We start from the raw sequence: 21,434 nt of genomic DNA on the forward strand, positions 1-21,434 counted from the left end.
TACATTAACTATTAATTAATAAGAAGAAAAATAATATATAATTATGAGTCATATTTCATTGGACTTATATGATTATTTAGAGGAGTATTTATTAATTCAATAAATTGTTTTGAAAAGACTTCTGGGGGAGTGGGAAAAGGTTCAGTAATCCAGGTTTCTATAATACTTAATACACAATTCACAATATAATTTGATAAAGCGTCGTTATGTAGGAACGAGTGGCTTAAGTTAATAGGTGCATTTAGTAGCCAGTTGGAATATTTTTCGCGTAAATAATTTCGCCAATTAGGAATAGCAGATGTAGAGTAGATACAGCGGAGCCAATCTCTATATTTATATAATTCTGGAATAATAACTTTTGAAAAGAAAACTTCGATTGAAAGATTGTGCTCTTCGAACAGTAAAAATTGTTCGTTTATAGTAGTATCTATGGATTGCATGATGAAATCTATTATTTCTTCATAGCTTTTGAAATGCTTTTGATATATTGCTTGTCTCGAAATCTTTGCCTCGTTAGCGATCTCAGTTATACTGAAACTTGAGCGTTCTGGATATCGTTCTGCTAGTTTGAAGAACGAGTTAATAATCTTCTCTTGAGTTCCCTTTACCATATTAAATCCTAAAAATTTACAAACTGTCAAAAAATTTATGTTTAAGTTATATTCTAAATAGAAAAAATATAATTTACAAGTCTAAAATGTTGATAACGTGTAAATTTTTTTGATATGAAGATCAAGATTAATGATGAGTATTATCATGTATAATGGAAGGGAGTGTAAATTAACTAAAATTCTTTCCCATTTTTTAGAAATAGTAAGTAGTGATATAGAAAGGAAAATATGAATACAGTTGCAGTAGAAGTAAAACACTTATCTAAGAAATTTCAAATTGATAAAAATAAAGACATTTCGGTTCTTAGAGACATTTCTTTCGAAGCGAACTATGGTGAGTTTGTTTCTATACTAGGAGTAAGTGGGTCTGGTAAGTCAACCTTGTTAAATTGTATATCGAGTTTATCAGCACCAACAGAGGGGGTTGTAAAGGTTAATAATTGCAATCCTTATCAATTAAAGAATAGTAGATTATCAAAATTTAGAAGAGAAGATATTAGTTTTATTTTTCAGTCTTATAACCTACTTCCAGCTCTTCCAGTTCTGGAGAATGTAGCTTTGCCTCTTAGATTGTCCCATAAAAAAGTATGTAGAGACGATATTCAGACATTGTTAGATAAGATGAATTTTAGAGCTGATTTGATGTCTCCGGTTTCTTCGTTATCTGGTGGAGAAAAACAGAAAGTAGCTATTGCAAGAGCTATTCTTTCAAAAACTCGTATTATATTTGCAGATGAACCGACAGGTGCATTGGATAGTACGTCAAGGAAGATTATTTTTGAGATGTTAGCTGATTTAGCCCAAGAGGGAAGATGTGTCATTATGGTGACCCATGATATTGAGTTAGCAAGTCAAACAGATAGGGCTCTAATCTTGAAAGATGGCAAAATCTATCAGGAATTGTTCCACCCCACAGCTGAAGCTCTTTATAAGGCATTAGAGATAGAAAATAGTGGGGGTTAACTTAAAATGTTCAAATTAATTTATTATCAATTTAAGTATTCAAAAAAACAGTGGCTTGGAATGTTCCCCCTATTTTTCGCTTCGAGTTTATTAGTTGGGATGTGTCTGTCTGTAGCATTTAGTACCATAAAGTATCAGCAAGTATTTCGAGATGTTGGGAGTCCGACCTTATTATTTGTAGGGCCAGTTCTTTTTGGAGGATTTACTTTATTATTTTTGGTTTCTGGTCTGATCCGACTATTTTTGAATTTAGCAAAAGAGGATTATCGCCAATGGTCAATAAATGGAGGAAGTCGAGTTCAGTTGTCGTTATTGATTAGCGGACAACTTACTATTTTTGCATTTTTAGTAAGTATAGTAGGAAGTTTTTTCTCAATTTTTTGTGCAAGATTTTATTACAGTTATGCGCAATATCTGGGTGGAGAAAAATTATTACCAACTATACCGATTGATTTCAGTATGTCAGCGTTCCTCTTGACCATACTTATAATTTGCCTACTTGCTTTCATAGGTAGCTTTCTTTACTTATATAAAATTCTAGGGAATGCAGTTTTGCTTGGTGATAGATTTGACTCTAAAAACCACTTTGTTGTTAAGATAATAAAGGTATTAGGCTTTGCTATTAGTTTAGGATTCTGGTTAAAATTGCTTATTCCATTCTTCACAGTATCTGTAAACAAGCCTAATGAAAACTTATTATTCAGATTGGATGACTCAATCTTACTTATCTTAGTTATGCATTTGTTTTTGTTGGCCTTCATTTCACCACATATTCAAATTTTTCTAACTAAAATTTTATTAGCTTGGCGTTCGTCTTATGGTTTTGTAATGGCAAAATGGATTATTCTGAAGGATAAAGAGTATTTAAAGTCATTAACAGTATCTATTTCGATAATAGCAATCTTAATATCAGAATTAATGATTTATTCTGACATTGCCTACTCAAATCTAGCAAAGAAAACAGCATCAGTTGAAATAAATGCTGTTCTACTATTTTTTGTAGTGGGACCATTAGTAGTTGTGATAGCCAATCTTATTTCTATTACCGTTCTTTCTTCAGTCAAAGAAAAAGAAGAGAATCTGCAATGGGAGAGAATTGGAATATCACATAAGCAGACTGTAACTATTAGATCTGTACAAGCAATAACATATGCAGTTATCATGCTTATTAGCACAGTCTTCTTCAATATTATTTTCTTCGTATTAATGCATAAAGAAGCTCTATTATTAGGGATCAAACAGATGAATTATGGAACTATTATTTATTATCCAATTATTATTTCTATAGTTATGTATTTGTTTGTTTTTATTACCAAAAGTTGGTTTGATGTTAAAAATAAAGCAAATTGATATATTATAGGGCTTTTTTAGTTCTTCTTTTTATGTATTTTATTTACTAGTATAAACAGGGTAAAATGGATGGGTAAAAGTACATTTACTCTGTTTTTTTCTGCCCATAATCTTTTTGAAAATCCCTCTCTTTTGTGATATGATTAAGGTAATTATGTTCTCAAAATTGAGACTAGAAAATCAAGAAAAGAAAACGGTATACCTATGTCTAAACAAACCCTTATCCTTCTCTACGGTGGACGTTCAGCAGAACGTGAAGTGTCTGTGCTCTCAGCTGAGAGTGTTATGCGTGCGGTGGATTACAGCGCATTTGAGGTTAAAACCTACTTTATCACTCAGTCTGGTGATTTTATCAAAACACAAGAATTTACAGAAACACCAGGTGATGACGAGAAGCTCATGACTAATGACACAGTAGTGGCTAGTCAGGCAATCAAACCAAGCGATATTTATGAGGAAGGCGCTGTGGTATTCCCTGTACTTCATGGTCCTATGGGTGAGGATGGTTCTATCCAAGGTTTCCTCGAAACCCTCAAGTTGCCATACGTTGGTACTAATGTATTGTCATCAAGTGTGGCTATGGACAAGATTATGACCAAGCATATTCTTGAAGTTGCAGGTGTCCCTCAGGTTGCCTACACAGTTTTCATCGAGGGTGAAGATTTGGAAGCGGCAGTAGCTGAGACGCTTGAAAAATTGACCTTCCCAGTGTTTGTCAAACCTGCTAACATGGGGTCATCTGTTGGGATTTCTAAAGCTGAAAATGAAACAGAGCTTCGTGCAGCGATTGATTTGGCTCTCAAATATGATAGCCGTATCTTGATTGAGCAAGGTGTGGTTGCCCGTGAAATCGAGGTTGGTATCCTTGGCAATACAAATGTCAAAACGACTGATCCAGGTGAAGTAGTCAAAGATGTGGCTTTCTATGACTATCAAGCCAAGTACATTGACAATAAGATTACCATGGACATCCCAGCTCACGTGCCTGCAGAAGTCATGACGCAAATGCGTGCCTATGCGGCTAAGGCCTTCCGTGCCCTAGGTGGTTGCGGTCTTGCCCGCTGTGATTTCTTCCTGACCGAGGATGGAGCCATCTACCTTAATGAGCTCAACACTATGCCAGGTTTCACCCAATGGTCAATGTACCCACTTCTTTGGGAAAATATGGGACTTTCTTATTCAGACCTTATCAAGGAATTGGTAGCCTTGGGACAAGAAATGTTCGATAAACGTGAAAGCCATTTGATTTAAGAAATATGATCTAGAACACAGACATCTTAGTCTTGGAGAAATCTCTGAGACTGAGGTGTTTTTTTCTTTACAGAAATCTAGATTTTATTTATATCTTTTCTTTATCACCTCGATAAAAAATACATATTATCCAAATAATCTAACAGGTGGTAGAATAAATCTAACGTTTCAAATGAAATAGAGCAATTCGTTCGTGTTTGATGAAGATTTGCGTATCACAATGATTATCAGAGGCGAGTGAAGGTCAAAGGGCTAGAAGTAGATGGCAGTCAGCAAGTGTTGACGAAATTTTACACGCCCTTTGTATCTTGTAGAATTGAACATAGGCTAAATTCCTAGAACAAAAGATAGACTTCCTAGTGTGCCAGCACACCTCGTCAGTTTCCTATTTGTTTTACGGAATTTTACACGCCTTTTGTATCTTAAATGAGGAGGTAAGTTTTGGACTGGTCCATTGTTCAACAGTATTTGCCCTTTTATCAGAAGGCATTCTTTTTAACTTTACATATTGCCGTTCTGGGGATTCTTGGTTCCTTCCTTTTGGGCTTGGTGGTGAGTGTTATTCGTCATTACCGAGTGCCGATTTTGAGTCAGCTTTCGACGGCTTATATTGAGTTATCTCGTAATACGCCGCTCTTGATTCAGCTTTTCTTTCTCTACTTTGGCTTGCCTCGTATAGGTTTGGTTCTATCCTCAGAGGCTTGTGCTGTGGTAGGTTTGATTTTCTTGGGTGGTTCCTATATGGCGGAGTCCTTCCGAAGTGGTCTAGAGGCTGTTAGTCAGACCCAACATGAAGTGGGCTTGTCTATTGGTTTGACGCCGTTCCAAGTCTTTCGCTATGTGGTCCTTCCTCAGGCAGTAGCTGTGGCGTTGCCGTCATTTAGTGCTAACGTTATTTTCCTTATCAAGGAAACGTCAGTATTCTCAGCGGTAGCCTTGGCGGATTTGATGTATGTGGCTAAGGATTTGATTGGTCTTTACTACGAAACCGATGTGGCTCTAGGCATGTTGGTGGTGGCTTATCTCTTGATGTTGCTGCCGATTTCTCTAGTCTTTAGTTGGATTGAAAGGAGGTTACGCTATGCAGGATTCGGGCTTTCAGGTTCTTCTTCAGGGGAATAATTTCCTACGTATCTTACAAGGTTTAGGCGTAACTATTGGGATTTCCATCGTTTCGGTGCTTCTGTCCCTTTTATTAGGAACCCTTTTTGGAATTGTCATGACTTCTAAATCTAAGATTGTACGTTTTTTGTCACGTATTTATCTGGAATTTATTCGTATCATGCCCCAGTTAGTCTTGCTCTTCATTGTTTATTTTGGTCTGGCTAGGAATTTTAACATCAATATCTCAGGCGAGCTATCGGCTATTATCGTCTTTACCCTATGGGGAACGGCTGAGATGGGTGATTTGGTGCGTGGGTCAATCACGTCACTACCTAGACACCAGTTTGAGAGCGGAAGGGCCCTTGGCTTGACCAATGGCCAACTCTATACCTATGTGATTATCCCACAAGTCTTGCGTCGCTTGTTGCCTCAGGCTATTAACCTGGTGACGCGTATGATTAAAACTACGTCCCTGGTGGTTTTGATTGGCGTAGTTGAGGTGACCAAGGTTGGTCAGCAGATTATCGACAGTAACCGCCTGACTATTCCAACAGCTTCTTTCTGGATTTATGGCACGATTTTGATTCTTTATTTTGCCATTTGTTACCCAGTATCTAAGCTGTCTACTTATCTTGAAAATCGTTGGAGGAATTAAGATGACAGAAAGCATTTTACAAATCAAGGATTTGAAAAAGTCCTTTGGGGACAATCAGATTCTCAAAGGCATCTCCTTGGATGTTAAACAAGGTGAAGTCGTTGTTATCCTGGGTTCCTCAGGTTGTGGGAAATCGACCTTGCTACGTTGTATCAATGGCTTGGAGACTATTCAAGGAGGGGATATTCTCCTGGATGGCAAGTCTATCACTGGTAGCAAGAAGGATTTTCACCTGATTCGTCAGAAAATTGGCATGGTCTTTCAAAGTTATGACCTCTTCCCGCATTTGGACATCCTGCAAAATCTGATTTTGGGGCCGGTCAAAGCTCAAGGGCGTAATAAGGAAGAAGTCATTGCGGAGGCTGAGAAACTTTTGGACCGTGTGGGACTTTTGGACAAGAAGCATAGCTTTGCGCGACAACTGTCAGGTGGTCAAAAGCAACGTGTAGCCATTGTCCGTTCACTGCTCATGCATCCTGAAGTTATTCTCTTCGACGAAGTGACGGCGTCGCTTGACCCTGAGATGGTTCGTGAAGTCCTGGAACTAATCAATGACCTCGCTCAAGAAGGGCGTACCATGTTGATTGTAACCCATGAGCTTCAGTTTGCGCGTGCCATTGCTGACCGTATTATCTTTATGGATAAGGGTGTCATCGCTGAGGAAGGGACTGCTGAAGAATTCTTCAATCATCCAAAGACACAGCGAGCTCAAGAGTTCCTCAATGTCTTTGACTTCAGCCAGTTTGGTGCCTATTTGTAACCCATTGTTTTTAGTAAAAAATATAATATTTTAGGAGATATTTATGAAATTAACAAAGAAAATTTTTGCCCTATTAGCCCTCGTCTTTGCCTTGGTGGCAGTGACTGCTTGCTCAAGTAACAGTAGCTCTGGTAAATCAACAGCCAAAGCACGTACTATTGAAGAAATTAAGAAGAGCGGTGAACTCCGTATCGCCGTTTTTGCGGACAAGAAACCTTTCGGTTATGTAGATAACAAGGGTGCTTACCAAGGTTACGATATTGAACTTGGTAATCGTTTGGCTAAAGACTTGGGTGTTAAACCTAAATACGTCTCAGTAGATGCGGCCAACCGTGCCGAATTCTTGATTTCAAACAAGGTAGATATTACGCTTGCCAACTTCACAGTAACTGATGAACGTAAGAAACAAGTGGACTTCGCTCTTCCTTATATGAAAGTCTCAATCGGTGTGGTGTCACCTAAAGACAAGGTCATTAAGGACGTTAAAGAGCTTGAAGGTAAGACTTTGATTGTTACTAAGGGGACAACTGCTGAAACTTACTTTGAAAAGAACTACCCAAATATCAAATTGCAAAAGTATGACCAATATAGCGACGCTTACCAAGCCCTCCTTGATGGTCGTGGCGATGCCTTCTCAACAGATAATACAGAAGTTCTTGCTTGGGCTCTAGAAAATAAAGGTTACGAAGTTGGAATCACATCACTTGGTAACCCAGATACCATTGCCCCAGCCGTTCAAAAAGGTAACAAAGAACTCCTTGACTTTATCAATAAAGACATTAAGAAACTTGGCGAAGAGAATTTCTTCCACAAAGATTATGAAAAAACACTTCACCCAACCTACGGTGATGCAGCTAAAGCTGATGACCTCGTGGTTGAAGGTGGCGAAGTGAAATAAGACTAATTCCTCTCTAAGGGGAAGTCTTGCTTAACAAGAATAAAACACCACTCCGTGCCTATCTAGTCCAGCTAGAAGCAGGAGTGTTTTTTTGTTTTAGGGTGATTTTTTTCTCACCTTTTTGCTTTTTATGTTTCTCCACCCAATGACAATAATTGACAAGAAAGCGGTTTCCACCATTCCCCAAAAAAGAAAAGAGTCAATATAATCAAAAAAAGTTTTGCGTTCACCATAGACCGAGGTAGAGCCATCTTTCCAAGTAATGATTTTGTCCCTATCATCAATCCTTTTGTAGGACTCATCATTATAAGTCAAATAATGATCCTTCCGTACATACATATTCAAATAGTTATAGCCGTGCTTTGTGGGAAGGTCTGAAAACAGACTTTCCTTGGCGTAAACTTCAATGTAAATGGTTCCATCTTTAAGACCTTTAGTTTTCTGAGTTCGAGCATTTTTGATAAGGAGTTTTCCATCTTGTACAATCTCCCAATCGTACTTACGACTTCTTCCTCCTTCGTTATAGGAAATAGCAAGCTTGTGGTTTTCAGACTGCCATAGCCCGTAGATACTATTTTCACTGATACCATCATAAAAGAATCTAATATAGATGTTGACTATAGGTACCATGATTAGAAAACAAATACTCAAAATCTTGACTAAACGGTCTTTGAATTTACCCCAACGTGCTCGCCATCCAGTTTTGTACTTTTGTGTTCTTCGATATTCATTTTGTGAATGGTCACTTATATTAATTTTCTGTCGGTCAGCGTATTTTCTCTTTAGTTGATGCCTCATTTAGCCTATTTTTCCTTTTTAGATTTCTTTTTATTCTCCAATCGACAAAAATGACATACAAAATCATAGAACCAATAATTCCAAATACGATATAAGGTTTCAGACAATCAAACAAGGTTATTCGTTGACCATAAAGGGATTTTGAACCATCATTCCAGGTAATGCTCTTGTTTTCATCATCAATCCGTTTGTAGGATTCGCCATCATAGGTCAAATAATTGTCTTTACGGACATACATATTTAAATAGTTGTAGCCGTTCTTTGTGGGAAGGTCTGAAAACAGGCGTTCCTCAGCGTAAACTTCAATGTAGAGGGTCCCATCCTCTAAGCGTTTAATATCATCAACGCGTGCATTTTTAATGAGGATATTTCCATCTTGAACAATATCCCAATCACGCTTACTTCCCTTTGAACCATCTTTATATGATATGGCAAGCTGATGATTTTCAGATTGCCACAGACCGTAGATACCATCTTTAGAAACCCCATCATCAAAGAAAATACCATAAATAATGAGTATAGGTAAGAGGATTAGGAAACCTATCCCAACAATGTTGGCTAAACGGTCTGTAAATTTATCCCAACGTGCTCGCCATCCAGTTTTGCGTTTTTGTTCTTTTCGATATGCTTTTTGTGAATGATACTTTCGATTGAATTTCTTTCGGTCAGCGTATTTTCTGTTTGTTTGGTGTCTCATTGAGTTTTTCTCTCCTCTTTTGCCGAGCCTCTAAAATAACAAGAAAGAAGCCCAGTCCCAGAATTCCACGATAGATAGTTTGAACAATTGTAGATAGGTTGGTTTTCCGTTCACCATAAGGGCTGGTAGAACCATCTTTCCAAGTGATAGTCTTGTTTCCAGAATTGATACGCTTGTAGGACTCGCCATCATAGGTAAGATAATTGTTTTTGCGAAGATAGAAATCTATGTAGCTGAAGCCGTCCTTGGTAGGTAGGTCTGTCAGGTAGCCTTCCACAGTGTAGAGCTCCATGTGAAGAGTCCCGTCATTAAGCCGCTTGACCGGGCGAGTTCTAGCAGCATAGATAATATACTTACCATCCTGTACGACTTGCCAGTCGATATTTCCTCGTTTCTGAATATGCTTATAGGAAATCGCTAACTTATGATGATTAGACTGCCAGAGACCATATATGTTATCTTCATTGACTGTATAATGATCATAATAATAAAAGCCACCCCAAAGCAGTGCAAGCAGCACTAAGATAATCAATTCAGATGTTGGCTCTAGTGGGATGATCTTTCTCCAATCAAACCGCCATCCTTTAGGTTCTTCAATACTTTGGCAGTCGCTATTTATATTTTCCTCTCCTTTAGAGAGAGTGATTAATTTTTTCTTTGTCATGCCTAATCCTCTCATCAACCATTGTAACAAATTCATCTCCCAAGCAAAAGCTAGCCTGATTTGTGATATAATTGGGAGTGATTGCGGGCAAGAAAATCTTATTTCTTGCCAGACTTGTAAAAATAAAACAGAGGATTTTAAGATGAAACTGACACTCCATGAAATTGCCAAGGTTGTTGGCGCTAAAAATGATGTCACAGCCTATGAAGATGTTGCCATTAACCAGATTGAGTTTGATAGCCGTAAGATTACAGCGGGAGACCTCTTTTTGCCGCTCAAAGGTGCACGTGATGGACATGATTTTATCCCAACAGCCTTTGACAATGGTGCTCTAGCGACATTCACAGAAAAAGAATTATCGGCTGATCAAGCCCATATCCTACTCGATGATGCTCTTGAAGCCTTCCAAAAACTAGCTGCCTACTATCTTGAAAAGACCGGTGTTGACGTTGTTGCGGTGACTGGTTCTAACGGTAAGACAACGACCAAGGACATGATTTATGATATCTTGGCCACAACCTATCGTACTTACAAGACCCAAGGTAATTACAACAATGAGATTGGTCTTCCTTATACTGCCCTACACATGCCTGATGATACGGAGAAAATCGTCCTTGAGATGGGGCAAGACCACATGGGAGACATTCACCTCTTGTCAACCTTGGCGAAGCCAAAAACAGCTGTTGTTACCTTAATCGGAGAGGCTCATTTGGAATTCTTTGGTAGCCGTGACAAGATTGCTCAAGGTAAAATGCAAATGCAAGACGGTATGCCTGATGGTAGCCTCTTGCTGGTACCTAGTGATCCTATCGTCGATCCATTCTTGCCAAGCAATCTTGAAGTGGTACGCTTTGGGGATGGTGCGGAGCTTACGGTCTCTGAGTTGACAGAGTTCAAAGACCACCTCACCTTCTCAACAAACTTCCTAGACGGACAAGTTACTTTGCCAGTCACTGGAAAATACAATGCCACAAATGCCATGGTTGCTGCCTATGTCGCAAAACACTTGGGTGTAACTGAGGAAAATATCCTCTCAGCTCTTGCTAACTTGCAGCTTACAAAGAACCGTACTGAATGGAAAAAAGCAGCTAACGGTGCCGACATCCTTTCAGATGTCTATAATGCCAATCCAACAGCCATGAAGCTCATTTTGGAGACCTTCTCAGCCATTCCTAAGAATGAAGGAGGCAAGAAAATCGCTGTCTTAGCCGATATGAAAGAACTCGGTGAACAGTCCGTGCAACTTCACACGCAGATGATACTAAGTCTGACACCAGATGCTATTGATACGGTGATTTTCTACGGTGAAGACATTGCAGAATTGTCACAACTTGCTAGCCAAATGTTCCCTCTTGGTCATGTTTATTATTTCAAGAAAACAGCTGACGAAGACCAATTTGACGCTATGGTTAAGCAAATCAAAGAAAGCCTAGGTGAGCACGATCAAATCTTGCTCAAGGGCTCTAACTCTATGAACCTAGCTAAGGTCGTGGAAGAATTACAAGCTAAGAATTAAGTTCTCTAACCTGCTCTCTAAAGCAGGTTTTTGCTTTACCCTGAAATTTGATATAATAGCAGGCATAGTAATTTCAGCAGGAGAAGAGAATGAAGAATTTTTTGACAACCACCCAAACTCATCCACCTCAGATACCTTTGCCCTATTATTTGCTTATGCTTTTGGCGATGGTACTTCTGAGTTACTTGAGTTGGCGTTGGTATAAGAATAAGATATGGCGTTGGACCTTTCTCACTTTCCAAGCCATTCAACTCTTTGCCCTTTATACCTGGTACCTCTGGCAGGGCTTTCCACTTTACATTAGTCTGCCCCTTTACCATTGCCGCATGGCCATGTTTGCTGTTCTCCTCCTGAAAAATAGTAGAATAAAGAGCTATTTCGCTATTATGGGAGTTGTCGGGACTTACTGTGCATTGATTTATCCAGTATTTGATCCCTATGAGTTTCCACATATCACAGGCTTTTCTTTCCTAATTGGTCACTATGCCCTACTGGTCAATAGCCTCAATGTCATTTTTAACAGTTATAAAATCCATCCCGTCAGCAAGCGGCTGATTGTGGTGGCTACCTTATTACTAAATCTAGCTTTGGTAATAGTTAACCAGACCATCGGTGGAAACTATGGCATGCTTAAACACACACCATTTATTATGGGAACTCCCTTACTTGTCAAATACCTTGCTGTTTCAGGAGCTCTGATTATTCTCATGATAATCATGAAAAAAGGTCTGGAGCATTTTGAAGAGAAATATTAAATAAATGAAGAAACACGCTATCAGAAAGTTGATAGCGTGCTTTGTCAATTTATTTGTTTTATTCTAGTTTTATTCTAACACAAAACGCTTTCAGAATTGCTTTCACACTGTAATTTGGATATAATAAAAGAGCTGTGCCTGCGAGAATTATCGCAAGCCTCGACAACAAATGTAGCTTTCAAAAGACAGAAATTTTCTGAATAAGTGCTACAACGATCTTGCTTTTCGTTCTGGTAAAACCCCTATTGCTATTAGTAGCTCTGGGACATGGGATGTTTGAGATTTACAAAGAAGCTGCTGACATCCATACCACTAAGGAAAAGTAACAAAAAGATTATTTTCAAAGAAGAAAGAAAACTATGAGTATTCAAGACGAAATCAAAAAACGCCGTACTTTTGCCATCATCTCTCACCCCGATGCTGGTAAAACAACAATCACTGAACAATTGCTTTACTTTGGGGGTGAAATCCGTGAAGCTGGTACCGTAAAAGGTAAGAAAACCGGAAACTTTGCCAAATCAGACTGGATGGATATTGAGAAACAACGTGGTATCTCAGTAACTTCATCTGTGATGCAGTTTGACTATGCTGGCAAACGTGTCAATATCCTTGATACCCCAGGGCACGAGGACTTCTCAGAAGATACTTACCGTACCCTTATGGCGGTTGATGCTGCCGTCATGGTCGTTGACTCAGCCAAAGGTATCGAGGCTCAAACCAAAAAACTTTTCGAAGTTGTCAAACACCGTGGTATTCCTGTCTTCACCTTCATGAACAAATTGGACCGTGATGGACGTGAGCCACTTGACCTCTTGGAGGAGTTGGAAGAAGTGCTTGGTATTGCCAGCTACCCAATGAACTGGCCTATCGGTATGGGTAAAGCCTTCGAAGGACTTTATGACCTCTATAACGAACGCTTGGAGCTCTATAAAGGTGACGAGCGCTTTGCCAAGATTGAAGATGGTGATACTCTTTTTGCCAACAACCCATTCTATGAGCAAGCTAAAGAAGATATTGAACTCTTGACAGAAGCGGGTAATGAATTCTCTGAGGAAGCTATTTTAGCTGGTGAATTGACACCGGTCTTCTTCGGTTCTGCCCTTACTAACTTTGGGGTTCAAACCTTCCTCGATACCTTCCTCAAATTTGCACCAGAACCACATGGTCACAAGACAGTGGATGGCGATGAGATTGATCCTCTCAACAAGGATTTCTCTGGTTTTGTTTTCAAAATCCAAGCTAACATGGACCCACGTCACCGTGACCGTATTGCCTTCGTTCGTATTGTGTCTGGTGAATTCGAGCGTGGTATGAGTGTTAACCTAACCCGTACAGGTAAAGGAGCTAAGCTCTCCAATGTCACTCAGTTCATGGCCGAATCCCGTGAAAATGTCGAAAATGCCGTTGCTGGAGATATAATCGGGGTTTACGATACAGGAACTTACCAGGTTGGTGATACCCTTACTGTAGGCAAAAATAAATTTGAATTTGAGCCACTACCAACCTTTACGCCAGAGTTGTTCATGAAAGTCTCTGCTAAAAACGTCATGAAGCAGAAGTCCTTCCATAAAGGAATTGAACAATTGGTGCAAGAAGGAGCCATCCAGCTCTACACCAATTACCAAACAGGCGAATACATGCTTGGTGCCGTTGGTCAACTTCAGTTTGAAGTCTTCAAACACCGTATGGAAAATGAATACAATGCCGAAGTCGTTATGACACCAATGGGTAAAAAGACTGTGCGTTGGATTCAACCTGAGGACCTCGATGAACGCATGTCATCAAGCCGAAATATCTTGGCCAAAGACCGCTTTGACCAACCAGTCTTCCTCTTTGAAAATGACTTTGCCCTTCGTTGGTTTGCGGATAAATATCCAGATGTAACATTGGAAGAGAAGATGTAATACGGCACAAAAGATGACGATTTTAAATCGTTCATCTTTTGACGCTAGCCCCTATCTTGTGTCTAGCTAGCCGTCTCACTAACTACGTCAGACGAATAATATCGATTCGTCTGACTTCGTGTCGTAAAATCTTAATAATGATATCTACACTACATACTATGAGACCGTGGCTAAGTCCCTTACTAACTCAAAACGGAAAATAATCGTTTCCGTTTTCTCATGTCGTAATGCTATGTATAGTTTATGTAAATCGTTCATCTTTTTACGCTAGCCCCTATCTTGTGGCTAGCTAGCCGTCTCACTAACTACGTCAGGCGAATAATATCGATTCGTCTGACTTCGTGTCGTAATATCTTAATAATGATATCTACGTCACATCTCTAAAACAACACAAAATATAGGACTATCTAATCAGATAGTCCTATATTTTTTATAAACCCAATAGTTATCAAGTATACCTATGATTAATTACTTTAGATAATTACGATTATGATAAATCAAGCCAGCTTCTAAAAGTATGCAAATTGTTGATAGCCAGAAACTTGTTGTAATTCCAAAACTTTCAGTAATAGAACTCATCAGAAAGACGAAAACTGAAAAAGCAAGGGTTGAAATGACTTCAAATACAGAATAAACATGTACTAACTGATTTTCATCCACAGTTTCTTGAAGAAAGACACTTTCAGGGACTTCTTTTAACTGAGAAAAGAAGCCGATTAAACTTGAGAAAATTAAAAATGTTTGTGTGTTTGAAAAAAAGAGGATACTGGCTGTGATGGTCGCCATTGCTAAGAGTGGAAAGAGAATACTTTTCCACTTATGAGCTAAAAACTTTTCGGATAGTTTGTAGACAATTATTCCACCTAAAATGATACCAAGGGAATAGGCTGTATTTGAGTAGCCCCAGTAACTTTCAGTTTGTTTTAACACCTCGGTTACAAAAACAAGGATTACAGATGACACCCAGATTGTATTGGAGAAGTCCTCTAATAAATTTGCTTGGACAAATAACTTTAATTTAGGATTTTTTGCAACTAACTTCCATCCTTTTACTAGAGTATCCAGATTAGTCTCCGCCTCTAACTGCTCTATTTTAGCCTGTGGGAGAAAGAGCATCACAGAAGTAGAAAGAAGATAAAGAAATAGGACTATCAACATTGTAGAAAAAAGGCCAACCGAAGCGTAAAGGAGTCCTCCTAGTCCCCAACCAATCAATTGCACTCCCTCACTACTCATTGATAAGGCAGCATTTGCCTTTACCAAATTTGTGGCATATCTAGGAATCATGGCAAAAGATACGGGCGACGCAAAGCCATCTAAGATAGAAATAGCGACAACAAAGATATACATTCCTAAGGCTGGAACAAATTGAGCCTTAATGAGAATTACAAGGAGTATTGCTAATAGAAAAGTCTTTCCGCATTGAGTGAAAGAAAGCACTCTATTTAGGGCAAGTTTTTTAGTTACTAATGGCACCAGAAGGCTTGCCACGAAAGCTGACAATCCGATTAGAATCGGAACCATTGAGGTCGCAATAACGGATTTTGTGATGACGTAGATATTTGCAATGAGAGATACCCTGAGGAAAATGTCAGCTAAATTAGCTAATAACTGAGAGATAAGTAATTTCAGAAAGGATTTAGACATATTGTTTCTCCATATTGGTTACCAAATCTGGAAATGAAATTGGATTCACATATTTTTTAAACAAAATAATTTTACAAGAATAATAATCTTAATTAATAATTTCCCATATATGCTTTCTAACTATTTTCCTATATCAATTTTTTCAAATGTGCTTCATAAGTCTTTGCAATATGCTCGCTCCCTGCCAATTTCATGGCATCAATACATTTCTTCATTTCGATTATAGACTGATTGCTTCCTTCTTTTTTATATTGATAATAATTTTGTGCATATTGAAAAACCAATCGTTCATAGATTTCAGTCTCGATAAAAAAGCATTGGTTTAATTGTTTTTCAAAATACAGTGCATCAATGAGTTCTTCTCTTTCTATGCATGTAATATAAACATTTAATAACATGGTTGATATCATGCGTCGATTATTAGGAATCTCTTTGTAAAAATCAGACCTTCTAGACATCTCCTTTGCCAAAACCATAAGAGTCTCATGGTTCAACACATCTAAGGTATTTGCAAAAATCAATAATTCATAATAACCCCAGTACTCGACACTAAATAGATAATCGGTTAAATCGGTTAGGTCTTGCTGTGTATAATAGCTTTCTCCCGATAAATCCTGCAAGCGAATTTTTAATAAAATAGTATTAATGTGATGAAACTTCTCTTGTTTAGGTTCTGATTCTAATTGAGAATTAAGTAACTTCTTTAATCCATCGATATCATGAGTTGATACAAAAAGTCGAATTTTTGACAATAGCTCATTCAGATCATCACGATGAAAATCATGGACAGCATACATGAATTCGTCAATAGGCATATTAATCTCGTCTAATATTAACATAAACTTTGTAATGGTTAAGTCTGTCTGTCCTTTTTCAAAACGAGACAGTTGAGATGTCGAGATACCAGCTTTTGCGACATCTTTTAATCGTATCCCTCTTGATTTACGAAATTTTTTAAAAATTGCTCCAAATTTTTTCATGGAAGCCTCCAGTTTGCATATATGGGAATATCTATTTTTTTGTATCTTAACATAAAATACAGGAAAACAAAAGTGAGGTTATTACTGTGAATAGGCAATGATTGCTGTTTTTTATAAACACACAAAAAACCATAGGACTGTCAATTAAGACTGTCTTATGGTTTCTTTTATTTTTCCGTATTGAGTAATCTGCCTAGGAATCGTTGCAGAGCGAAGAAAACAATAAGGCTTGCCAATGTTTCTCCTAGGAAAGATGAGCTATTGACAATGAGTGAATAGAGATAAGGGCTTTGTCCCTTAGGGGCATAGCTTCCCCAAAAGATGACACCAGCTATAAAGTGAATGAGGTAACGAGCAAAGCTACCAAGCAGAATACCTCCGGTGATAAGCATCAGAGACTTGACTTTATGGCCTTGTTTAATAGCTTTATCAAGGGCTGGTTTGACCACACCACTGATACCAATCAGACTAAAGGCGACAAAATACTCCAGAAAACCTTGTGTTAAGGTTAGCCAACCGCCGGCGGCTTGCCCTGTAACAACTTGAAGTAGCCCCCAGATAAGACCGCCCATAGCACCAGCTTTTAAGCCCCAGCGAAAACTGAGGAGAAAGATGGGCACCATCTTAAAGGAAAGGGAAATCCAAGGGCCTAGTGACATGGGCTGAGTAACTAGGTCCAGGATATAAGCAATGGTTGCAAAGAGTGCAACCTCAATCATTGGTCGAATACTTGTTTTCGACATAAAAAAACCTCCTATACCAATCGTCTTGATTGGCTATTTTTGCCACATCAAAACGTTGTCATAGAAGTTCTTCTATTTCAATCTATTTTGAGACACATCCCTACGCAGGTTCTAACCTGATCAGGTGGTAAGAGTTTAGGCAAGTCTTGAAGAAAAAATTCAAGCTAGCCATTCTCAGCAATTGCTCCTCTTGTGACTTCTTAATTGTACTACCAGAAACCCATTTCTGCAAGTGTCTGAAATCCTAAAATTGTGGTATAGTTAAAGCAAGGATTATCTTTACAATAAAAAAGGAGAAATAACTATGGGACTTTTTTCAGGACTGCTTGGCAATGCATCTAAAAAAGATAATGATAAGGTTGAGCGTCAATTGGAGGGGATCTTAATTCCAGGTGAACAAGTGGAGTTAGCCTATGTCCTTGTTCGTGACCTGATTGTCTTTACAGAGAAACGCTTGATTTTAGTCGATAAACAAGGTGTTACAGGGAAGAAGACTTCTTACAAGTCTATCCCTTATCACTCGATTTCTCGTTTTACTGTAGAAAGCTCGGGCCACTTTGACCTAGATGCTGAACTTAAGATTTGGATTTCATCAGCACTTGAGCCTGCAGAGGTCCTTCAATTTAAGAGTGATAATAATGTCTTTGAAATCCAACAAGCTTTGGCAGCAGCAGTGCTAGAGTAATGAGGAAGAAAAATGTTTATTGAAAAAGAACTGGGTTATAAGCGTCACTGGATTAATATTGACTCAGATATTATTTCTGAGCAATCCTACCTTTATACCAAGTATGATATTGACCAAGAAACCATAGAGTATGCCTTGGATAAAAATGAACGAGCCCACATGGATTACAACCGTGAGACTGGGACAATCACCTTTATCTATAATGTTCTGGCGCTTGAAAAGGACAAGGAACACTATGAAACCATTCCTCTGACCTTTATTGTTCAAGATACACGTTTGGTGACCATTAGTAACGAGGATAACGCTTATGTGATAAGCAAGATGCAAGATTATGTGGATAACCATGAGGATTTGTCTATCTACAAATTGCTCTTTGCAGGCCTTGAGATGATTTCAAATGCCTACTATCCCGTCATTGAACGCTTGGATCAGCAAAAAGATGAGGTTAGTCGACGCCTAAGACAGACAACGACAAGTAAGAATCTTTACGACCTTTCAGATTTGGAAACAGGCATGGTCTATTTGGTAGCTGCCGCTACACAAAACCGTCTTCTTTTGGAACACATCAAGGGGCACGCCATTTATCGTCGTCTCAATGAGGTTGAAAAAGAGCAGTTTGATGATGCCATGATTGAAGCCAGGCAGTTGGTTGCTATGACGGATCTTATTTCTAAGGTCTTACAGCAACTATCAGGTTCTTATAACAATATCCTAAACAACAACCTGAACAACAACTTGAGCAATCTGACCATTATTGAGGTACTTTTAGGAGTGCTTGCCGTTATTACCGGTTTCTTTGGGATGAATGTTCCTCTACCGTTTATGACTGTCAGTCCAGCTTGGATTTTCATCATTATCGGTAGTGCGATCCTTTGTTTGGTCTTGGCCCGCTATCTGCGTTGGTTGGTCCATAAATAATAATTAGTGAGTGAAACCGTCTTCTCAAATTGGAGGCGGTTTTAAAACGTTATTCACTGTCTTTTTATTCTTAAATATGATAGACTAGATGAGTTGTTAAAATAAACGACTATTAAATACAGGTAGTTAACATACTACACAACCAAGTCTCATAAGGTGGCTTCGCACCGCCTTCAAATAGAAAGAAGAATACTTTGAAATTTACAGATTTAAACCTATCAGAAGACATCCAATCAGCTGTTGTAGCTGCCGGTTTTGAAAAGCCATCACCTATCCAAGAGTTGACGATTCCACTCGCTCTTGAAGGTAAGGATGTTATCGGTCAGGCCCAAACTGGTACTGGTAAAACAGCTGCCTTTGGTTTGCCGACCCTAGATAAAATTCGTACAGAAGAAAATACAATCCAAGCCCTTGTGATTGCCCCAACACGTGAGTTGGCAGTGCAATCTCAAGAAGAACTTTTCCGTTTTGGTCGTGACAAAGGCGTTAAGGTTCGCTCAGTCTACGGTGGCTCTAGCATTGAGAAACAAATCAAGGCCCTCCGTTCAGGTGCCCACATTGTAGTAGGGACACCAGGTCGTCTCCTTGACCTTATCAAACGTAAGGCTCTTAAACTCAATAATATCGAGACTTTGATTTTGGATGAGGCTGATGAAATGCTTAACATGGGCTTCCTTGAAGACATTGAAGCTATCATTAGCCGAGTACCAGAAGAACGTCAAACCCTTCTCTTCTCAGCAACTATGCCTGATGCTATCAAACGTATTGGCGTTCAGTTCATGAAAGATCCTGAGCATGTGAAAATCAAGGCTAAAGAATTGACCAATGTTAACGTTGATCAATACTTTATCCGAGTGAAGGAACAAGAGAAGTTTGATACCATGACTCGCCTTATGGATGTTGACCAACCTGAATTGTCAATCGTCTTTGGACGTACCAAACGTCGTGTGGACGAGTTGACACGTGGTTTGAAACTTCGTGGTTTCCGTGCAGAAGGTATCCACGGTGACCTTGACCAAAACAAACGTCTTCGTGTTATCCGTGACTTCAAGAACGACCAAATCGATATCTTGGTTGCCACAGACGTTGCGGCACGTGGTCTTGACATTTCAGGTGTCACTCACGTCTACAACTATGATATTCCACAAGATCCAGAAAGCTACGTTCACCGTATTGGACGTACAGGCCGTGCAGGCCAATCAGGTCAATCTATTACTTTCGTAGCTCCAAACGAAATGGGTTACTTGGGAATCATCGAAAACTTGACTAAGAAACGCATGAAAGGTCTTAAGCCACCAACAGCTCAAGAAGCCTTCCAGGCTAAGAAGAAAGTTGCCCTTAAGAAAATCGAACGTGACTTTGCGGATGAAGCTATCCGTTCTAACTTTGACAAGTTCAAGGGCGATGCGGTTAAATTGGCTCAAGAATTCACACCTGAAGAATTGGCGCTTTACATCTTGAGCTTGACCGTTCAAGATCCAGAGACAATGCCAGAAGTAGAAATTGCGCGTGAAAAACCATTGCCATTCAAACCATCAGGTGGTGGCTTTGGCGGTAAAGGCGGCAAAGGTGGCCGTGGCAACCGCGGTCGCGATAACAACCGTCGTGGTGGATACCGTGGCGACCGTAACCGCGATGACCGAGACGGTGGCCGTCGTGACTTCAAACGCAAGTCTAAGAAGAATAGCCGTGACTTCGAAAACCATGGCAACAAACGCCCACACCGTACCTCAAGCGAAAAGAAAAATGGCTTTGTTATCCGTAACAAAGGTGATAAATAGGTACTAAGATAGTCATCAGTAGTGGAGAGAACTTTATTTCATATTTTCTTCTTTGAAAACTATTTATGAAAAACTTTCTGAAAACGTTCTATGAAAATAGAGCGTTTTTTGTTATACTTAGGCGTATAGAATTGGTATTTATCAGAATAACAGATTATTAGGAGGATGCATGACAGAATTGCTTTCGGGATTAATTGGCGCTCTTATAACTGCTTTGATATCCATATATATTTCATTACAAAGTAGAAATAGTAGTTTGGATGGAAGTTCTAAATGGCGTGAAGGTTTATTGGATGTTGCATCAAAATACAAATTAAATATTGATGATGCTCAAAGGGTACGTGCTTCACTAAGAATGTTTAAACATAATGAAGATAAAGTGGTTTACTTTTCGTTTGATTGGTTAACGAACATTATGATTAGTGAATTAGAAAGAATCTTATTGATAGTGCCTGAAGACGATAGAAAATATTATTTGGATTCTAAGGATGCAAAAGTTGTTCGCTTATTTGCTAATTTTTTACTTAAGTATCATTACGAATATCAAAGTGAAATGGGTCCTAATCAACTTATTTTAGGAAAGAAAAAAAGAAATAATCAAGAGAATGACTTGGTTAGAGAAACATTTGAGGAATTATTTAAATTAAGGAATGGAGAGGTAAGAGGTGTGGGAAATGAGTAGCATATTTTTAATTACTGGTATTGTTTTAATAGTTGTTATTGGTCTTGATATTCTTATAGGTATAAATAATAT

21 protein-coding genes and 1 riboswitch are annotated in these 21,434 nt (G+C 38.8%); of the genes, 14 read left to right on the top strand and 7 right to left on the bottom strand.

What is annotated here, in order from left to right; translation table 11 throughout:
* Positions 1 to 41: 41 nt before the first annotated feature.
* Entirely contained in the window at positions 42 to 611 is a 570-nt protein-coding gene (locus H7U04_RS10600; RefSeq protein ID WP_045771965.1) for a TetR/AcrR family transcriptional regulator, read from the bottom strand.
* Positions 612 to 839: 228 nt separating this feature from the next.
* Between H7U04_RS10600 and H7U04_RS10605 the strand changes: the two genes are divergently transcribed.
* The 7 genes from H7U04_RS10605 to H7U04_RS10635 all read left to right on the top strand — a co-directional run bounded on the left by H7U04_RS10605 (position 840) and on the right by H7U04_RS10635 (position 7,592).
* Positions 840 to 1,574, top strand: coding sequence for an ABC transporter ATP-binding protein (locus H7U04_RS10605; RefSeq protein ID WP_064524234.1), 735 nt, complete (start codon positions 840 to 842; stop codon positions 1,572 to 1,574).
* 6 nt (positions 1,575 to 1,580) lie between these two features.
* Positions 1,581 to 2,924, top strand: coding sequence for a hypothetical protein (locus H7U04_RS10610; RefSeq protein ID WP_064524232.1), 1,344 nt, complete (start codon positions 1,581 to 1,583; stop codon positions 2,922 to 2,924).
* A gap of 204 nt (positions 2,925 to 3,128) precedes the next feature.
* Positions 3,129 to 4,175, top strand: a complete 1,047-nt coding sequence (locus tag H7U04_RS10615; RefSeq protein ID WP_064524230.1) for a D-alanine--D-alanine ligase — start codon at positions 3,129 to 3,131, stop codon at positions 4,173 to 4,175.
* 441 nt (positions 4,176 to 4,616) lie between these two features.
* Positions 4,617 to 5,297 (top strand): amino acid ABC transporter permease, encoded by a 681-nt coding sequence (locus H7U04_RS10620; protein ID WP_002884251.1) that lies wholly within the window; start codon positions 4,617 to 4,619, stop codon positions 5,295 to 5,297.
* Positions 5,257 to 5,934 (top strand): amino acid ABC transporter permease, encoded by a 678-nt coding sequence (locus tag H7U04_RS10625; protein ID WP_002891585.1) that lies wholly within the window; start codon positions 5,257 to 5,259, stop codon positions 5,932 to 5,934. The genes H7U04_RS10620 and H7U04_RS10625 overlap by 41 nt, the downstream gene beginning before the upstream one ends.
* A gap of 1 nt (position 5,935) precedes the next feature.
* On the top strand, positions 5,936 to 6,694 hold the full coding sequence (locus H7U04_RS10630) for an amino acid ABC transporter ATP-binding protein (RefSeq protein ID WP_037599210.1): 759 nt from the start codon (positions 5,936 to 5,938) through the stop codon (positions 6,692 to 6,694).
* 43 nt (positions 6,695 to 6,737) lie between these two features.
* A complete protein-coding gene (locus H7U04_RS10635) occupies positions 6,738 to 7,592 on the top strand; it encodes a cysteine ABC transporter substrate-binding protein (RefSeq protein WP_002891583.1) in 855 nt (284 codons plus the stop codon).
* Between the two features lie 96 nt (positions 7,593 to 7,688).
* Here the strand turns inward: H7U04_RS10635 and H7U04_RS10640 are convergent, their stop codons facing one another.
* From H7U04_RS10640 to H7U04_RS10650, 3 genes are read right to left on the bottom strand one after another with little or no spacing between them, the layout of a single operon-like run.
* Complete coding sequence (locus H7U04_RS10640; RefSeq protein WP_048673843.1) at positions 7,689 to 8,390, bottom strand: hypothetical protein; 702 nt, start codon at positions 8,388 to 8,390, stop codon at positions 7,689 to 7,691.
* On the bottom strand, positions 8,359 to 9,087 hold the full coding sequence (locus H7U04_RS10645; protein WP_073689547.1) for a hypothetical protein: 729 nt from the start codon (positions 9,085 to 9,087) through the stop codon (positions 8,359 to 8,361). The genes H7U04_RS10640 and H7U04_RS10645 overlap by 32 nt, the downstream gene beginning before the upstream one ends.
* Positions 9,056 to 9,751: a hypothetical protein gene (locus H7U04_RS10650; RefSeq protein ID WP_081374032.1), complete on the bottom strand. Its 696-nt coding sequence runs from the start codon at positions 9,749 to 9,751 to the stop codon at positions 9,056 to 9,058. The genes H7U04_RS10645 and H7U04_RS10650 overlap by 32 nt, the downstream gene beginning before the upstream one ends.
* A 142-nt stretch (positions 9,752 to 9,893) precedes the next feature.
* Here H7U04_RS10650 and H7U04_RS10655 point away from each other — a divergent pair, with 142 nt between their 5' ends.
* The 3 genes from H7U04_RS10655 (at position 9,894) to H7U04_RS10665 (ending at position 13,926) form a co-directional block, all read left to right on the top strand.
* Entirely contained in the window at positions 9,894 to 11,267 is a 1,374-nt protein-coding gene (locus tag H7U04_RS10655) for a UDP-N-acetylmuramoyl-tripeptide--D-alanyl-D-alanine ligase (protein ID WP_183135822.1), read from the top strand.
* A gap of 89 nt (positions 11,268 to 11,356) precedes the next feature.
* Positions 11,357 to 12,022: a TIGR02206 family membrane protein gene (locus H7U04_RS10660; RefSeq protein ID WP_070655494.1), complete on the top strand. Its 666-nt coding sequence runs from the start codon at positions 11,357 to 11,359 to the stop codon at positions 12,020 to 12,022.
* Positions 12,023 to 12,381: 359 nt separating this feature from the next.
* On the top strand, positions 12,382 to 13,926 hold the full coding sequence (locus H7U04_RS10665) for a peptide chain release factor 3 (RefSeq protein WP_002884210.1): 1,545 nt from the start codon (positions 12,382 to 12,384) through the stop codon (positions 13,924 to 13,926).
* A gap of 468 nt (positions 13,927 to 14,394) precedes the next feature.
* Here H7U04_RS10665 and H7U04_RS10670 read toward each other — a convergent pair whose 3' ends face one another.
* From H7U04_RS10670 to thiT, 3 genes are all read right to left on the bottom strand, one after another.
* Entirely contained in the window at positions 14,395 to 15,573 is a 1,179-nt protein-coding gene (locus H7U04_RS10670; protein ID WP_110981137.1) for a ryptide export MFS transporter, read from the bottom strand.
* 128 nt (positions 15,574 to 15,701) lie between these two features.
* Entirely contained in the window at positions 15,702 to 16,553 is an 852-nt protein-coding gene (locus tag H7U04_RS10675; protein ID WP_110981136.1) for a helix-turn-helix domain-containing protein, read from the bottom strand.
* Between the two features lie 167 nt (positions 16,554 to 16,720).
* On the bottom strand, positions 16,721 to 17,296 hold the full coding sequence (thiT, locus tag H7U04_RS10680; protein WP_037598373.1) for an energy-coupled thiamine transporter ThiT: 576 nt from the start codon (positions 17,294 to 17,296) through the stop codon (positions 16,721 to 16,723).
* Positions 17,297 to 17,376: 80 nt separating this feature from the next.
* Positions 17,377 to 17,497, bottom strand: a riboswitch (TPP riboswitch).
* A 103-nt stretch (positions 17,498 to 17,600) separates the two neighbouring features.
* Between thiT and H7U04_RS10685 the strand changes: the two genes are divergently transcribed.
* The 4 genes from H7U04_RS10685 (at position 17,601) to H7U04_RS10700 (ending at position 21,362) form a co-directional block, all read left to right on the top strand.
* Positions 17,601 to 17,981, top strand: coding sequence for a PH domain-containing protein (locus H7U04_RS10685; protein WP_021152428.1), 381 nt, complete (start codon positions 17,601 to 17,603; stop codon positions 17,979 to 17,981).
* A 12-nt stretch (positions 17,982 to 17,993) separates the two neighbouring features.
* The gene (locus tag H7U04_RS10690; RefSeq protein ID WP_037602792.1) at positions 17,994 to 18,899 is read left to right on the top strand and encodes a magnesium transporter CorA family protein; all 906 of its coding nucleotides are present in this window, start codon (positions 17,994 to 17,996) and stop codon (positions 18,897 to 18,899) included.
* A gap of 194 nt (positions 18,900 to 19,093) precedes the next feature.
* Positions 19,094 to 20,680, top strand: a complete 1,587-nt coding sequence (locus H7U04_RS10695; protein WP_008535313.1) for a DEAD/DEAH box helicase — start codon at positions 19,094 to 19,096, stop codon at positions 20,678 to 20,680.
* Between the two features lie 169 nt (positions 20,681 to 20,849).
* Complete coding sequence (locus H7U04_RS10700; RefSeq protein WP_110981135.1) at positions 20,850 to 21,362, top strand: hypothetical protein; 513 nt, start codon at positions 20,850 to 20,852, stop codon at positions 21,360 to 21,362.
* The last annotated feature ends 72 nt before the right edge of the window (positions 21,363 to 21,434 follow it).

The organism is Streptococcus sp. 22.1 (genome assembly GCF_016648645.1).
Classification (GTDB): domain Bacteria; phylum Bacillota; class Bacilli; order Lactobacillales; family Streptococcaceae; genus Streptococcus.

Excerpts from the sequence above, each read along its gene's own strand:
- H7U04_RS10665 (WP_002884210.1), top strand. The coding sequence starts at position 12,382 with ATGAGTATTCAAGACGAAATCAAAAAACGCCGTACTTTTGCCATCATC.
- H7U04_RS10630 (WP_037599210.1), top strand. The coding sequence starts at position 5,936 with ATGACAGAAAGCATTTTACAAATCAAGGATTTGAAAAAGTCCTTTGGG.
- H7U04_RS10605 (WP_064524234.1), top strand. The coding sequence starts at position 840 with ATGAATACAGTTGCAGTAGAAGTAAAACACTTATCTAAGAAATTTCAA.
- H7U04_RS10660 (WP_070655494.1), top strand. The coding sequence starts at position 11,357 with ATGAAGAATTTTTTGACAACCACCCAAACTCATCCACCTCAGATACCT.
- H7U04_RS10675 (WP_110981136.1), bottom strand. The coding sequence starts at position 16,553 with ATGAAAAAATTTGGAGCAATTTTTAAAAAATTTCGTAAATCAAGAGGG.
- H7U04_RS10615 (WP_064524230.1), top strand. The coding sequence starts at position 3,129 with ATGTCTAAACAAACCCTTATCCTTCTCTACGGTGGACGTTCAGCAGAA.
- H7U04_RS10685 (WP_021152428.1), top strand. The coding sequence starts at position 17,601 with ATGGGACTTTTTTCAGGACTGCTTGGCAATGCATCTAAAAAAGATAAT.
- thiT (WP_037598373.1), bottom strand. The coding sequence starts at position 17,296 with ATGTCGAAAACAAGTATTCGACCAATGATTGAGGTTGCACTCTTTGCA.
- H7U04_RS10610 (WP_064524232.1), top strand. The coding sequence starts at position 1,581 with ATGTTCAAATTAATTTATTATCAATTTAAGTATTCAAAAAAACAGTGG.
- H7U04_RS10670 (WP_110981137.1), bottom strand. The coding sequence starts at position 15,573 with ATGTCTAAATCCTTTCTGAAATTACTTATCTCTCAGTTATTAGCTAAT.
- H7U04_RS10700 (WP_110981135.1), top strand. The coding sequence starts at position 20,850 with ATGACAGAATTGCTTTCGGGATTAATTGGCGCTCTTATAACTGCTTTG.
- H7U04_RS10655 (WP_183135822.1), top strand. The coding sequence starts at position 9,894 with ATGAAACTGACACTCCATGAAATTGCCAAGGTTGTTGGCGCTAAAAAT.
- H7U04_RS10635 (WP_002891583.1), top strand. The coding sequence starts at position 6,738 with ATGAAATTAACAAAGAAAATTTTTGCCCTATTAGCCCTCGTCTTTGCC.
- H7U04_RS10650 (WP_081374032.1), bottom strand. The coding sequence starts at position 9,751 with ATGACAAAGAAAAAATTAATCACTCTCTCTAAAGGAGAGGAAAATATA.
- H7U04_RS10645 (WP_073689547.1), bottom strand. The coding sequence starts at position 9,087 with ATGAGACACCAAACAAACAGAAAATACGCTGACCGAAAGAAATTCAAT.
- H7U04_RS10690 (WP_037602792.1), top strand. The coding sequence starts at position 17,994 with ATGTTTATTGAAAAAGAACTGGGTTATAAGCGTCACTGGATTAATATT.
- H7U04_RS10625 (WP_002891585.1), top strand. The coding sequence starts at position 5,257 with ATGCAGGATTCGGGCTTTCAGGTTCTTCTTCAGGGGAATAATTTCCTA.
- H7U04_RS10640 (WP_048673843.1), bottom strand. The coding sequence starts at position 8,390 with ATGAGGCATCAACTAAAGAGAAAATACGCTGACCGACAGAAAATTAAT.
- H7U04_RS10600 (WP_045771965.1), bottom strand. The coding sequence starts at position 611 with ATGGTAAAGGGAACTCAAGAGAAGATTATTAACTCGTTCTTCAAACTA.